Source organism: Bradyrhizobium hereditatis (genome assembly GCF_020329435.1).
Lineage (GTDB): Bacteria > Pseudomonadota > Alphaproteobacteria > Rhizobiales > Xanthobacteraceae > Bradyrhizobium > Bradyrhizobium hereditatis.
This window is the reverse complement of sequence record NZ_JAGKJK010000019.1, coordinates 125306-138953: the sequence shown is the minus strand read 5'-3', so window position 1 is coordinate 138953 and position 13648 is coordinate 125306. Positions and strand designations below refer to the sequence as shown.

Genomic DNA, 13648 nt, shown 5'->3' with positions numbered 1-13648 from the left:
GCTTCACTTGTCGTCGCTGATGATGCGAAGCAATTGACGGGCGTGGTACTCCGCACTCGACACATTGACAATGGTCGCGTCGGGCTCGGCATCCTCGACTGTGCGCGCAAGCCGCTGCGCGATGTTGCCGTCACTGCCGCGCTTGCGCATGGCAAGCCGCGCGGCGAGCACATCCGCTGGCGCGGTAATCGAGACCACCACGACATTGACATAGGCATGGCGCAGCGCCGATATGACGGTGCGCGAGACATTCGCAATCACGGTTCTGCCGGCGCGGATGTCGTCCTGGATGCTTCGCGGCAGCCCGTAGGCGTGACCATGCGCCTCCCAATGAGCCGCGAAGGCGCCGCGCGCTTGCGCTTCGCGAAAGCCTTCAACATTCATCTGCTCGTTGTCTTCCGTGTCAGATGCTTCCCGTGTGACCACCCGCCGGGCGAACACGACGTTTGGATCATCGGCGCAGGCGGTGCGCGCGAGGCCTAGCAGCGTATCCTTGCCGGCGCCGCTCGGCCCGACTACCAGCACGAGTTTTCCCGGACCGATTGCGCCCGTGTTCGTCTCCGGTATTGTCAGCGCCTCGCTCATGCCACCCGCTTCCCTTCACGCCAAACACTCCGCACGACCGGAATGCCACGCCCAACGTGGACGCGGATGATATCTGCGCGCCTGCCCACCGCGATCTCGCCGCGGTCAGAAAGACCCACCGCCTCGGCCGGCGTCTTGGTCACGGTGCGCACGGCGGAAGCGAGATCGATCGCCGGCACGTCGCGCGGCAATTGCAGCGCCGCCATCAGCAGGCTCGAGGGAATGTAGTCCGACGACAGGATGTCCAGGAGGCCTTCGCGGGCGAGGTCAATCGCAGCGATGTTGCCGGAATGCGAACCGCCCCGCACCACATTCGGCGCGCCCATCAGGATGTCGATACCGGCCTCGTGCAAGCCGCGCGCGGCTTCCTTGGTGGTTGGAAACTCCGCCACCGCGACGCGATCGCGTATCGCGTCGGCGACGTTTTCCTCTGTGGTGTCGTCATGGCTCGCGAGCGGAATCTTGTACTCGTGCGCCAGCGCGACGATCGCACGCATATTGGATTCGGCATAGGCCTTTTGGTAGGCGAAGCGGCGCGCGAACAGCACGTCGAGCTCGGCGTCGGTCATGCCGCCGCCCTTGCCGCGATAGTAGTCGCGCAACTTGACCTCATCGCGGAACTGGCGCTGGCCGGGCGTATGGTCCATCAGCGACATCAGGCGCACGTCGGGCCGGTCGATCAGCTCCTTGGCCTCGTCGACCACGTCGGGCATCGGAATCTCGCAGCGCAGGTGCAGAAAGTGATCGGCGCGAAGGAGATCGGCCTCGCGGGCGGAGGTGATCGCCGCGGCCAGAATGCCGGCACGGCCGTCGACATCCTCCGCGCCGTCCTCGCGCCAGACGCGCAGAGAATCCAGCACCGTCGTGATGCCGCAAGTGGCGAGCTGGCCGTCATAGGAAACGACCGCTGCCGTCGCGTCCCAAAATACCTTTGGCCGCGGTACGTAATGCGCCTCGAGATGATCGGTGTGCAGCTCGATCAGGCCGGGCATGACAAGGTCGCCATTGGCGTCCTCGCTGCCGGCGGGCGCCTTGCCTTCGGCGAATTCGGCGATGCGGCCATTGGCAAAGGCAATCCAGCCCTGCTCGATCACGCGGTCGGCGAGAACGAGACGCGCGTTACCAAGAATGGTTTCGGACTTCGTCGAAGTCATATCAGTCTTTCCTCATACCGCCGCCGCGAAGGCCGTCACGTCAATGATACGGTCGGCGATCGCCTCTCGGATTTCATCATCGTGGACGATCGCGACCATGGCGACGCCGTTGCGCTTCTTTTCTTCGATCAGCTCGACGACAACAGCGCGGTTGGCCGCGTCGAGGGAAGCCGTCGGCTCGTCCAGGAGCAGGATTGGATAATCAGAGACAAAGCCGTGGGCGATGTTGACGCGCTGCTGCTCGCCGCCCGAGAAAGTCGAGGGCGGAAGCCGCCACAGCCGATCCGGGATGTTGAGACGGCGCAGCAGCCGACCGGCGCGCTCTCGCGCCTCCTCGCGGGCAACGCCCTTTGCGATCAGCGGTTCAGCAACCACGTCGATCGTCGCCACCCGCGGCACCGCGCGCAGGAACTGGCTGACATAGCCGATGGTGGAGCGGCGCACGCCGAGCACCTGCCGCGGTTCGGCTCTTGCCAACTCGATCACCGCGCCCTCGTGGCGGATGCCAATGCGACCGGCGTCGCAGCGGTAATTGCCGTAGATCATCTTCAGGATCGACGACTTTCCTGCACCGGACGGGCCAGCCAGCACGACGCATTCGCCGGCATCGACATGAAACGACACGCCGCGCACCACGGATAGCTCGATGCCTCCCTGCAGATGCATGGTGAAGGTTTTTTGGGCGTTATCGAGTTCGATCATCGCGGTCATCGGAGAACTCATGGCGGCAGGATCGAGGATACGAGCAATTGCGTGTACGGCTCGCGCGGATCATCAAGCACCTGGTCGGTCAGGCCGGTCTCGATCACTTGCCCGCCTTTCATCACCATCACGCGGTGCGACAACAGGCGAGCCACCGCGAGGTCGTGGGTGACGATGACGGCCGCAAGCCCCAATTCGCTGACGAGGTTGCGTAGAAGATCGAGCAGGCGGGCCTGTACCGAGACGTCGAGCCCCCCGGTCGGCTCATCCATGAAGACGAGGCGCGGCTCAGTGACCAGGTTACGCGCAATCTGCAGCCGCTGGCGCATGCCGCCGGAATAGGTGCGCGGCGCGTCGTCGATGCGGGACACCTCGATTTCCACACGCTCAAGCCAGTTCGACGCCGCCTCGCGGATCCGGCCATAGTGATTCCAGCCGACCGCCATCAGCCGCTCGCCGACATTGGCGCCGGCGGAGACCGCCATGCGTAGGCCTTGCGCAGGATCCTGATGCACGAAGCCCCAGTCGGTGCGGAACAGGAAGCGCCGTTCGGCTTCGCCGAGGGACGCGAGATCGCGCAGCACGCCATCGCGCATGCGATAAGAGACGCGACCGCTGCTTGGGCTGAGCTGCGCCGAAAGCAGCTGCAGCAGTGTAGATTTGCCGGATCCGGACTCACCCACCACGGCGAGCACCTCACCGGGATAGAGCGCAAAGGAGATATCGCGGCAAGCCGTCAGCCGGCCGTAATTCTTGGCCAGGCCTTCGGCAACAAGGAGCGGCTCGTCGTTCCCAGTCAAACGCTCAGCCATGCACCCTCTCCTTGTGCGGCGCTGCGCTCTCCGTGCCGCGATGACCGGCTGCCTGCCGGCCCTCGCAATAGTCAGTGTCCGAGCAGACGAACATCCGGCTGCCCCTATCGTCGGTGACGATCTCGTCAAGATAGGAATCATCAGCGCCGCACAATGCACAGGGCGCGTCGAAGCGGTAGCGCGAGAACGGATGGTCCTCGAAATCGAGCGACACCACCTTGGTATGCGGCGGGATGGCGTAGATGCGCTTCTCGCGGCCGGCCCCGAACAACTGCAACGCCGGGCAATCGTCCATCTTGGGATTGTCGAATTTCGGCGTCGGCGACGGGTCCATCACGTAGCGCGCGTTCACCTTCACCGGATAGGCGTAGGAGGTCGCGATATGGCCGAAGCGCGCGATGTCTTCGTAAAGCTTCACGTGCATAAGCCCATATTCGCCGAGCGCATGCATGCGGCGCGTCTCGGTCTCGCGCGGTTCCAGAAAGCGCAGGGGTTCAGGGATCGGCACCTGATAGACCAGCACCTGGCCCGCGCGCAGCGGCGCTTCGGGAATGCGATGCCGCGTCTGAATCACGCTCGCCTGTTCCGTCGACGTCGTCGTCGCCACGCCCGCGGTCTTCGCAAAGAATTTTCGGATCGAAATCGCATTGGTCGTGTCATCCGATCCCTGGTCGATCACCTTGAGCACGTCGTCAGGCCCGAGGATCGCCGCGGTCACCTGCACGCCTCCGGTGCCCCAGCCATAGGGCATCGGCATCTCGCGGCTGGCAAACGGCACCTGGTAGCCGGGGATTGCGATCGCCTTCAGGATAGCGCGGCGGATCATCCGCTTGGTCTGCTCATCCAGGTAGGCGAAATTGTAGGCGGTGGCGTTCACTCCGCGGCCTCCTGCAAGGGCTCCGCTCTCCCGGAGGCTTCGAAGAACTCCGCGCGCAGCTTGCGCAGCAGTCCGAGCTCGGATTGAAAGTCGACGTAATGCGGCAGCTTGAGATGCTCGACGAAGCCGGTCGCCTGCACATTGTCGGAATGCGACATGACGAACTCCTCGTCCTGGGCAGGCGCCTTGATCTCCTCAGATAACTCGCGCGCGCGCAAGGAACGATCGACCAGCGCCATCGACATGGTCTTGCGCTCGCTCTGCCCGAAGGCGAGCCCATAGCCGCGGGTGAAGCACGGCGCTTCCGTCGCCGATCCCTTGAACTGGTTGACCATCTGGCATTCGGTCATCGGGATCGAGCCCAGCGGCACGGCAAAGCCTGCATCCTCGGCAAAGAATTCGACCTCGACCTCGCCGAAACGGATCTCGCCGGCGAACGGGTGACTGCGCCCATAGCCCCGTTGGGTGGAATAGCCGAGCGCGAGCAGAAAGCCTTCGTCGGCGCGCGCGAGATTCTGCAGGCGGAGATCGCGGTCAGCCGGAAAGCTCAGCGGCTCGCGGGTGAGATCGCCGACCGGCGTATCGGCATCCCCCTCCGGCGAAGGTTCGATCAGGCCATCGCGACCCAGAATGTCGGTGACGCGCGGCATTACTGCCAGCGGCTCGGCTGTGACCGGCGCCTCGGGTGCGCCCTCCTCCGCGAGATGTGGGTCGAGCAGGCGATGGGTGTAATCGAAGGTCGGCCCAAGCACCTGGCCGCCCGGAATATCCTTGAAGGTCGAAGAAATGCGGCGGCGCACCTGCATCGTACCGGTGTCGACCGGCTCGGTCGTGCCGAAACGCGGCAAGGTGGCGCGGAAGGCGCGCACCAGGAAGATCGCCTCGATCAGATCGCCGCGCGCCTGCTTGATGGCGAGTGCCGCAAGCTCCCGGTCGTAGAGCGAGCCCTCAGTCATAACGCGATCGACGCCGAGGCTGAGCTGCTCGGAGATTTGCGACAGCGATATCTCAGGCACATCGCGGTGGCCGCGCCGCTCATGCGCCAGCAGGCGATGGGCGTTCTCAATGGCGCGTTCCCCGCCCTTGACGGCTACATACATGGGTCAAGCTCCGTACGCGGCGAGCCGCGTGGTTCGGGGGATTGCGACAATGGCGTCGTCATGCACCAGCACGACGTCGATGCCGCGCGGAAACAGCGTGGCGTTGATCGCAAGCAGCTCGAGCAGGTTTGCAGGGATCATCGCCTGAAGCACGGACGCGCCATCAATGCCGGGGCCGGTCAGCTCATAGGCAGGCCCCGAGGTCAGGCTGTCCACCTGCAGGATCAGTGTGGTGGAACGGTCCGGATATTCGTTGCTGCCGAGCGCGAAACGATCGAGCGGCGGCAGGCTTCTCGCGTCGCCGATCACCGCAAAACTGCAGACCGAAGGCTCCGCAATAACAGGCGCGCTGGTGTGGAATTTCAGCCATTTGGCCGCATCCGGCGTTGCAGACATCGCGCCGTCGAGCCAGATCGGCGTATCGTGATCGAACAGCGTCAGCGCAATTGCGGCGGTGCCGTGCATCATCGGCGCCGGCGTTCCCGCCTGCGCCCTGATGCGCTGTACGCCACCCGGCCGCGCCATCGCGTCCATCACGGAGCGGAAGGTTGATTGCGCGGAAAGCACCTTATCCGCAAAGCCTGCCGGCAGCTCGGCAACCGTCGTCATCACCTATCCCTCGCCGCGTACCATGGTGTAGAAATCGACCCGCGTCGCCGCAGCCTCCGCGGATCGTCGGCTGCGCTTCGCCGCCATCTCCGCCCGCAACGGCGAGAGCACCTTCGCCTCGACGGCTTCGGCGAGTTCTCGCGACTGGACCATGGCGTCACACAGCGCGATCATCCGCGCCTTGTCGAGATCGCGGCCAAGCGTATAGCCGAAGCCCACCTCCCCGGTGGCAAGCCGCACCGCGGCACGCGACACCGTGGCTTCGCCGAGATTGAACGGCGCACCGTCGCCGCCGATCCGGCCACGCACCATGACGAGTCCGTTCTCGGGTTCGCGCAGCGTTTGATGCACGGAAACATCGACGGCGCCGAGGCGCTCGGCAATGTCGGCGGCATCGGAATGCGCCAGCACCGCCATCGCCGCCTTGCGCCGCCCCTCCATCGCTCTTTCCGCCGCCATCACCAATTCCCGGCCTTGCCTGATTCAAGTTGTCTATGATAATAGACAACTTGGTAGCCAAGGCAAATGACCGTTTCGTGACACCGCGATGATTTTCCCAATGCCTGTTTCAGGCCCCGGCGCGACATGAGCTTGCAGGATGGTGGTTCCGGTGTGGCGCTGTGGCGCCAGGTCGCCGACGGGATCGAGCGCGGCATTGCCGACGGTCGCTTCGCCGCCGGCGAAAAGCTGCCGGCCGAGATTGAGATCGCTGAGACCTACCGCGTCAATCGCCACACTGTGCGACGCGCGCTTGCCGCGCTCGCCGAGCGCGGACTGGTGCGCGCCGAGCGCGGCAGCGGCACCTATGTCGAGGCGCCGCGCCTTGCCTATCCTTTGCGCTCGCGGACCCGGTTTTCCGAGATTGTCGGCGCCGGTGGCCGCGAACCGCGCGGACAAATGATCGACGCATCGGAAGAGACCGCGAGCCGAGAGCTCGCGCGTGAGCTGGGCCTGAAGGCTGGCGCGCCGCTGATCCGCATCGAGGCACTGCGCTTTGCCGACCGCTCGCCGATCTGCGTTGGCACGCACTGGCTGTCGGCCGAACGTTTCCCCGATGCCGGGCGCGTCTATGCCGCGGCACGCTCAATGACGAAGCTGCTGGCCCATTATGGTGTCCGCGACTATCGCCGCGCCTCGACCCGGATCACCGCCGGCATTGTCGACGCGACCGATGCCACGCGGCTCGACCTCGCGCTCGGCCGCCCGATCCTGATTGTCGACTCCACCGATGTCGACGCCGAGGGCCGTCCGCTGATCACCAAGCACGTGCGCTTTTCCGCGGAACGGGTGCAGTTCCTGGTGGAGAATAGCTGAAGGTCAGGCGATTGCACGCCGGCCGATGATGGCAAAGCGCAGCCTGCTAGACATCCAGTCGATCGCCGATACCGCGACAAGGATGAGCAGAATCAGGAAAGATACTTTCTGCCACTCCAGCACCCGGATTTGTTCGGCAAGCTGAAGGCCGATGCCGCCGGCCCCGACGATTCCGATAATCGTCGCCGACCGCGTATTCGATTCGAAATAATACAGCACCTGACTGAGCAAGATCGGGATGACCTGCGGCAACAATCCGAACCGCACACCATGGAGATGATTGCCGCCCGCCGCCTGTATCCCTTCGACGGGCTTCTTGTCAGCAGCTTCGATGGCCTCGGAAAAAAGCTTTCCGAAGGTACCAAAATCGCTGCACACGAGCGCGAGAATGCCTGCAAATGGACCTAATCCGACGACCCCGACCCAGATAAGCGCCCAGATCAGGGTGTCGACGCCGCGGACGGTATCGAGGCTGCGGCGCGCCAAGAAATGGATGATCCGGTTTGCAACCACGTTGCGCGCGGCCAGCAGCGAAGCCGGGAATGCCAGCAGTGCACCGCCCAGCGTTCCGAGAAATGCGATCGACAGCGTCTCGCCCAGCGCATGCAAGCAGGTCAACGCCAGCGCCCACGAACCTGGATCAGGCGGCAGCATGAGCCGAAGGAAACCACCAAGCATGAATATTCCGTCAGAGAGGCGGTTAAGCGGAATGTCGAGCTGGACAATCCCAAACACGAAGACCCCAACCGCTGCGCCAAGGCCAGTCACGATCATTGACCGGCGCCGCCAGCTGGGGCGGAAAATTTCCGGATGGCGCGCGGCGATGGCGGCTCGGTTCTCGGAATTGAGCGCAATCATGTGCCGGCACCCTGCAGCCCGATAAGATGATGGCGCACGCGCTCGGTGATGAAATCGATGATCATGATTGTGGCGACTATCAGCAGCAGGATGGCGCTGACATCTGTGAAGTAGAATTTGCGGACCGCCTCAATCAAATCCTGTCCGATGCCGCCGGCGCCGACAAAACCCATTACCGCAGCGCCGCGCACATTGTACTCAAATCGCAGCAGCGCATAGCTGGCGAAATTCGAAAGCACCTGAGGAACGGCGCCGAACCGCACGATCTGAAGCCAGCTTCCACCGCTCGCCGCTACTCCTTCGATCGGCTTGCTGTCGATGTTCTCGACGACCTCGGCGAACTGCTTGCCGAGAGCTCCCATGGTATGGATCGCGAGGGCCAGAACCCCCGGCAGAGGCCCGAGGCCGAACGCCAGCACGAAGATCAATGCAAAGACGATCTCCGGCACGGTCCGGCAGAATTCGAGCGCACGCCGTGTGAGGAAGACGATCGTCCGTGACCTGACGAGGTTGGCCGATGCAAGAAAGCAGAGAACGAAGCCGCCGATCGCCCCTGAGAGGGTTCCGACATAGGCAATCAGCAGCGTATCACCCAGAAGTCGCGTCCAGCGCGGCAGTCCCCAGAACCACTCGGAGAGGTCGGCCCAGGCAGACGTAAAGGAAAACTTCGGAACCATATTCGCAAAGTAGGCGGGGAAGCGCCAAAAGTTTTCCGAAAACTTCCAGGGGTCGACGTCGCCCATCCAGCCGGCGGCAAGCACCGCGCCGACCAGAAGCGCTGACCCGAGCCACAACTGTCGCCGTTTCTCAGCAACGGCACTGGCGTAGTGGTCCGTTAGCTCTCGCAGCCTAGCTTGCGGAAGTTCGGGAATTGCTGCTCGCATTGCATCTTCCGGCGGGAGAACGGGCAGCGACCTGCCCGTTCCGCTGCGGACCCGTCGCCCGGCTCAGGACTTCTGCTTGCGGATGCTGTCGACGAACCTGGTCAGTTCGATCACAGCCTCATAGGCCTTGTGGTCCACCTCGGCAAACGGAAGCTGCTTGCCTTCATAGATCTTGTCGAAGACGGCCTTGTCCTTGGTCGCAAGCTCAAGCACGGCTTTCTTGATCGCCGCCTTGAGATCGGCGGGCAACGAGCCGAGATACGCCATTGGCGAGTTCACAATCTGCTCCGACTTGAAGATGATGCGGAAGTCAGCGGCTTTCGCCATTCCCTTCCGCTCCATTCGCAGCAGGTTCGATTCCTTTTCGTCGTTCCACCAGTTGAACGCCGCATCGCAGGTACCTTGCGAAAGACCAATCACGGCATTCTCATGGCTGCCCGAATAGACCACCTTCGAGAAAAACTTCTCGGGGTCGATGCCCATCTTGTCCATCGCGAAGCGCGGCACATTGTTGCCCGACGTTGAATTGGGATCGACGAGGCAGAGATTCTTGCCCTTCAACTCCTTGATATCCTTGTAGCCGGAGTCGCTCTTGACGTAGAGAACCGAATAGTAGCCCTTGGTCCCGTCGCCACTGACTTCGATCGCGAATGGCTCGACCTTTGCGCCGACAATGTAGGCGCGGGCGTAAGACGACGGTCCGTACATCGCGATGTGGATATTGCCGGCCCGCTGGCCTTCGATGACGGCAGCGTAGTCGTTGGCGATGCGCAGCGTAACCTTTGTGCCGAGTTCGCGGGACAGATACTCCGTCAAGGGAGTCCAGCGGTCGCTCGTGCCCGAGGCATTCTCATCGGGGACCTTGGCGAAAACCAGCTCGGGATATTTCGCCTTCCAGTCCTGCGCTGAAGCGGCAGACGCAGAAAATGCCAATCCCGCCGCCACGGCGAGAATCATACGACGATTGATCATGAAGTTGACCCTCTCTCTGTGGTTTACGCTTTTCAGCCGATCGCGTTGTCGCGAACGGCCACCTTGTCTTGCTGTGCCGGCTCAGGCGGCTACGCTGCCGAGCGCAGGAATGGCCGCGGCATCCGGCGCCTTCACCGGTGCTCCGCCGATGACCTCGTTGGCTTCGAGGTCGTAAAGCTCGCGTGCAATGTGCTCCGTCAGGGCCGCAGGCGCGCCGTCAAACGCCACGCGGCCCGCCGCCATTCCGATCAGCCGGTCGCAATAGCTGCGCGCCAGATCCAGCGAATGGAGGTTGCAAACCACCGTTATGCCGAAGTGCTTGTTGATGCGCAGCAGCGCGTCCATGACGATGCGGGTGTTGCGCGGATCGAGCGAGGCGATCGGCTCGTCGGCAAGGATTATATCGGGCTCCTGCACCAGGGCTCTTGCAATGGCGACGCGCTGTTGCTGGCCGCCGGAAAGCTGATCGGCGCGCTGCGCTGCAATTTGCGCCATGTCGAATTGCTCAAGCGCCGACATCGCAACGGCCTTATCGGCCTCGGGCCACAACTGCACAAGCGAACGCCAGACCGGCACAGTTGCAAGCCGGCCCATCAATACATTGGTGAGCACATCGAGCCGGCCGACCAGATTGAATTGCTGGAAGATCATGGCCGAGCGCGCCCGCCATTGCCGCAACTCTCGGCCGCGCAACGCGGTAATATCAACGCCATCGAACAGGATGCGGCCTTCGGAAGGATCAGCCAAGCGGTTGATCATGCGCAGAAGTGTAGATTTGCCGGCGCCCGAGCGGCCGATCACGCCGACAAAGCTGCCCGGCGCAACTGAAAAGGACACGTCGTCGACCGCGGCTTTTGTGCCGAAACGGCACGTCAGACCTTCCACTACCAGCATGCAATGCTCCAACCGCGTCGTGCCTGCCGACCGCTAAAGGAGAGACTTAACAGTTGTGTGACAGTCGCGCTGCGCTGCGGCGACCGTCCACACCCGACCTCCGCGTCATCGAAACGTCATGACAACGTCATCAAGCGTGCCGAAGACGTCGGCCTGCCCGCATCGTTCGCGCATGGAAACCTGGGATGGCCGGCAAGCAGCTATCAGTCCAACCGACCATCGATCCCACTGCTTCCGTCCGCGACAGCAAGCTCGGCGCCTACAGCGAAGTTGGGGCGCGCACCATCCTGCTTGAAGTCACGATGGGCGACTACTCCTACGTCGTGAACGACGCGCAGATCACCTATACGACGATCGGAAAATTCTGCTCCATCGCCGCCATGACGCGGATCAATCCCGGCAATCATCCGATGCAGCGCGCCTCGCAGGCGCACTTTACCTATCGCGCCAGTGCGTATTTCCCGGGCGAAAACGACGAGGCCGAATTCTTCGCATGGCGGCGCGCGCATCACGTCGATATCGGACACGATGTTTGGATTGGTCACGGCGCCGTCGTGCTGCCGGGCCGCAGCATCGGCACCGGCGCGGTCGTCGCAGCCGGCGCGATCGTCACCAAGGATGTACCGGCTTACACCATCGTAGGCGGCAATCCGGCGCGTCCGATCAAGCGCCGGTTTTCGGAAGGTATCGCCGTCCGTCTCGCCGACCTCGCATGGTGGGACTGGGACCACGAGATGCTGCGCCGGGCACTGCCCGACTTCAGAAAGCTCGCGATCGAAGACTTCCTCGACAAATACGAAGCGGCTTCTGCTGGACTTGTTCACAGCAAACGACAAAGTGCGACATCGTGACTGACATTCTTATTGAATGTGGCCGGGCCCTCCTGGGCGAAGAATTCGTCGAAACCTCCCTGCTGATAGCCGGCCGCGACATCGGCACCATCGGAAGCGACAAGGGACGCGGCGCTCTCGCGATCGATGCACGCGAGCTGCTGGTACTGCCCGGCATCGTCGATCTGCATGGCGATGCTTTTGAGCGGCAGATGATGCCCCGCCCCGGCGTCGACTTTCCTGTCGACGTTGCGCTCGCCGACAGCGACCGTCAGGCGATCGCCAATGGCATCACCACCGTTTTCCACGCCACGACCTGGTCGTGGGAGCCGGGGTTGCGCAGCGGCGACAATGCGCGGCTTTTGCTCGAGGCGATCGAAAGCCTAGGGCCAAGGCTTGCAGCGGATACCCGCTTCCATCTCCGCCATGAGACCTACAATCTCGATGCGGAAGGCGAAATCGGGCAATGGCTGGCGGAGGCGCGCATCGACCTGTTCGCATTTAACGACCATATGGATTTGACGGTGGCGAGCCTGGCCAAGCCGCAGAAGCGCAACCGCATGGTCGAGCGCACCGGATTGTCCGGAGAGGCTTTCGATAGACTGGTGCAGCGCGTCGCTGCGCGTGGAGATGAGGTGTCGGATTCGATTTCGCGGCTGGCCGGAATGGCGCGGGCAGCCGGCACAAAGATGCTCTCCCATGACGACGACAGTCCGGAGAAGCGAAAGACGTTCCGTGCGCGGGGCGTCACGATCGCCGAATTTCCTGTCAACGAGGCGACGGCCCGCGAGGCGGCTGCGGCGGGCGACTTCATCGTATTCGGCGCGCCCAACGTGGTGCGCGGCGGCAGCCATACCGGCTGGACCAACGCGTCCGAGATGATCGAGAAGGGCCTCTGCAGCGTCCTCGCGTCCGACTACTACTATCCCGCGCCCTTGCTCGCCGCTTTCCGCCTGGCCGCCGATGGCATCCTGCCGCTGGCGCAGGCGTGGCAATTGATTTCGGCTGCGCCAGCGCAAGCCGCAGGCCTTGTCGATCGCGGCAGGCTGGCCGCGGGACACCGCGCCGACCTCATTCTGGTGGACGATGAAGTGCCGCTACGCCCTCGCATTGTCGCCGTCATTGCCGGTGGTAGGCTGGCTCATCTGACGGACGCCGGCCGCTTGATCCAGGTTTCCTCGACGTCGCATCGTGCGGTTGCGACAGCCTGAAGTCTCTTTAAAGTCCGGCCGATGGGGAACTATCCGCGCTACGCAATTTACTTCGCACCCGAACCGGGCAGCGTTCTCGACCGCTTTGGCGCGGAGCTGCTCGGCTACGACGCCCATCAGGGCGCCGATGTGCCCTTCCCGTCTGGAATGAGATTGCCGCCCGAGTGGCGCGAGATCACACATGATCCGCGCAAATACGGCTTCCATGCCACCTTGAAGCCACCGATGGCGCTGGCGCCAGGCAAGAGCGAGGACGAGCTTGCCGCTGCCTGTGCAGGCTTCGCCAGCGCGCCACGCGCCATTCCAGTGATCGAACCCGTCGTCGACACCATCAGCGGCTTTATCGCGGTCGTGCCCAGCGCGGCGTCAGCCGATCTTGAACGCCTCGCCGCCGCCTGCGTCCGCGAGTTCGAGCCGTTCCGCGCGCCGCTCACGGAAGAGGATCGCGCCCGGCGCAGTCCGTCAAAGCTGACGCCGCGGCAACGCGACTACCTTGACCGCTGGGGGTATCCGTACGTCTTCGAGGAGTTTCGCTTTCACATGACCCTCACTGGCCGTCTGGATGCCGGGCACGCGCCTCTTCTTGAGATGCTGCGGGACCGCTTTCGGGAAAGTGGGGTGCATAGTTTGGCTGTCGACAGAATCGCGCTTTTCCGTCAGGACGAACCCGACCGGCGATTTCGTGTTATCGGCAACTGGCTACTCCAGGGCGCAGTTCCGTAAATCGTCGGCAACGTTGCAATACTCCAGATATCATTGCTATAGGACGCCATGCGCTGCCGCGCCAAGCGGCAGCGGCGCACGCGAGCGAAAACGCCGCGACTTAAACTGACGCGATTATCGCAA

At 63.3% G+C, this 13648-nt stretch carries 16 protein-coding genes; 4 read left to right on the top strand and 12 right to left on the bottom strand.

The annotated features are described in order from the left end of the window. Positions 1–3: 3 nt before the first annotated feature. Genes phnN through phnG form a run of 8 tightly spaced genes read right to left on the bottom strand, consistent with a single transcriptional unit; the run spans position 4 to position 6298 of the window. The gene (gene phnN / locus J6524_RS31810; protein ID WP_225677843.1) at positions 4–585 is read right to left on the bottom strand and encodes a phosphonate metabolism protein/1,5-bisphosphokinase (PRPP-forming) PhnN; all 582 of its coding nucleotides are present in this window, start codon (positions 583–585) and stop codon (positions 4–6) included. After that, positions 582–1739, bottom strand: coding sequence for an alpha-D-ribose 1-methylphosphonate 5-triphosphate diphosphatase (locus J6524_RS31805; RefSeq protein ID WP_225677842.1), 1158 nt, complete (start codon positions 1737–1739; stop codon positions 582–584). Before J6524_RS31805 ends, phnN begins: the two co-directional genes overlap by 4 nt. Before the next feature lie 12 nt (positions 1740–1751). Next, positions 1752–2450, bottom strand: a complete 699-nt coding sequence (gene phnL / locus J6524_RS31800) for a phosphonate C-P lyase system protein PhnL (protein WP_225677841.1) — start codon at positions 2448–2450, stop codon at positions 1752–1754. 8 nt (positions 2451–2458) lie between these two features. After that, positions 2459–3253, bottom strand: a complete 795-nt coding sequence (phnK, locus tag J6524_RS31795; RefSeq protein ID WP_225677840.1) for a phosphonate C-P lyase system protein PhnK — start codon at positions 3251–3253, stop codon at positions 2459–2461. Beyond that, the gene (locus J6524_RS31790) at positions 3246–4130 is read right to left on the bottom strand and encodes an alpha-D-ribose 1-methylphosphonate 5-phosphate C-P-lyase PhnJ (protein WP_225677839.1); all 885 of its coding nucleotides are present in this window, start codon (positions 4128–4130) and stop codon (positions 3246–3248) included. Before J6524_RS31790 ends, phnK begins: the two co-directional genes overlap by 8 nt. Beyond that, a complete protein-coding gene (locus tag J6524_RS31785; protein WP_225677838.1) occupies positions 4127–5230 on the bottom strand; it encodes a carbon-phosphorus lyase complex subunit in 1104 nt (367 codons plus the stop codon). The genes J6524_RS31790 and J6524_RS31785 overlap by 4 nt, the downstream gene beginning before the upstream one ends. A gap of 3 nt (positions 5231–5233) precedes the next feature. Continuing rightward, the gene (phnH, locus tag J6524_RS31780; protein ID WP_225677837.1) at positions 5234–5839 is read right to left on the bottom strand and encodes a phosphonate C-P lyase system protein PhnH; all 606 of its coding nucleotides are present in this window, start codon (positions 5837–5839) and stop codon (positions 5234–5236) included. 3 nt (positions 5840–5842) lie between these two features. Continuing rightward, positions 5843–6298: a phosphonate C-P lyase system protein PhnG gene (gene phnG / locus J6524_RS31775; RefSeq protein ID WP_225677836.1), complete on the bottom strand. Its 456-nt coding sequence runs from the start codon at positions 6296–6298 to the stop codon at positions 5843–5845. A 126-nt stretch (positions 6299–6424) separates the two neighbouring features. Between phnG and phnF the strand changes: the two genes are divergently transcribed. Further along, positions 6425–7153, top strand: coding sequence for a phosphonate metabolism transcriptional regulator PhnF (gene phnF / locus J6524_RS31770; protein ID WP_225677835.1), 729 nt, complete (start codon positions 6425–6427; stop codon positions 7151–7153). Positions 7154–7156: 3 nt separating this feature from the next. Here phnF and phnE (J6524_RS31765) read toward each other — a convergent pair whose 3' ends face one another. The 4 genes from phnE (J6524_RS31765) to phnC form a co-directional block, all read right to left on the bottom strand. Next, positions 7157–8011 carry a phosphonate ABC transporter, permease protein PhnE gene (phnE, locus tag J6524_RS31765; protein WP_225677834.1) on the bottom strand — a complete coding sequence of 285 codons (855 nt, stop codon included), beginning with the start codon at positions 8009–8011 and terminating at the stop codon, positions 7157–7159. Further along, positions 8008–8895, bottom strand: a complete 888-nt coding sequence (phnE, locus tag J6524_RS31760; RefSeq protein ID WP_225677833.1) for a phosphonate ABC transporter, permease protein PhnE — start codon at positions 8893–8895, stop codon at positions 8008–8010. The genes phnE (J6524_RS31765) and phnE (J6524_RS31760) overlap by 4 nt, the downstream gene beginning before the upstream one ends. A 63-nt stretch (positions 8896–8958) precedes the next feature. Then, a complete protein-coding gene (gene phnD / locus J6524_RS31755; protein ID WP_225677832.1) occupies positions 8959–9867 on the bottom strand; it encodes a phosphonate ABC transporter substrate-binding protein in 909 nt (302 codons plus the stop codon). 81 nt (positions 9868–9948) lie between these two features. Beyond that, entirely contained in the window at positions 9949–10761 is an 813-nt protein-coding gene (gene phnC / locus J6524_RS31750) for a phosphonate ABC transporter ATP-binding protein (RefSeq protein WP_225677831.1), read from the bottom strand. 185 nt (positions 10762–10946) lie between these two features. Here phnC and J6524_RS31745 point away from each other — a divergent pair, with 185 nt between their 5' ends. From J6524_RS31745 to J6524_RS31735, 3 genes are read left to right on the top strand one after another with little or no spacing between them, the layout of a single operon-like run. Beyond that, the gene (locus J6524_RS31745; protein WP_225677830.1) at positions 10947–11612 is read left to right on the top strand and encodes a transferase hexapeptide repeat family protein; all 666 of its coding nucleotides are present in this window, start codon (positions 10947–10949) and stop codon (positions 11610–11612) included. After that, positions 11609–12802, top strand: coding sequence for an alpha-D-ribose 1-methylphosphonate 5-triphosphate diphosphatase (locus J6524_RS31740; protein ID WP_312002515.1), 1194 nt, complete (start codon positions 11609–11611; stop codon positions 12800–12802). Before J6524_RS31745 ends, J6524_RS31740 begins: the two co-directional genes overlap by 4 nt. A 21-nt stretch (positions 12803–12823) precedes the next feature. Continuing rightward, a complete protein-coding gene (locus J6524_RS31735; RefSeq protein ID WP_225677829.1) occupies positions 12824–13525 on the top strand; it encodes a DUF1045 domain-containing protein in 702 nt (233 codons plus the stop codon). The last annotated feature ends 123 nt before the right edge of the window (positions 13526–13648 follow it).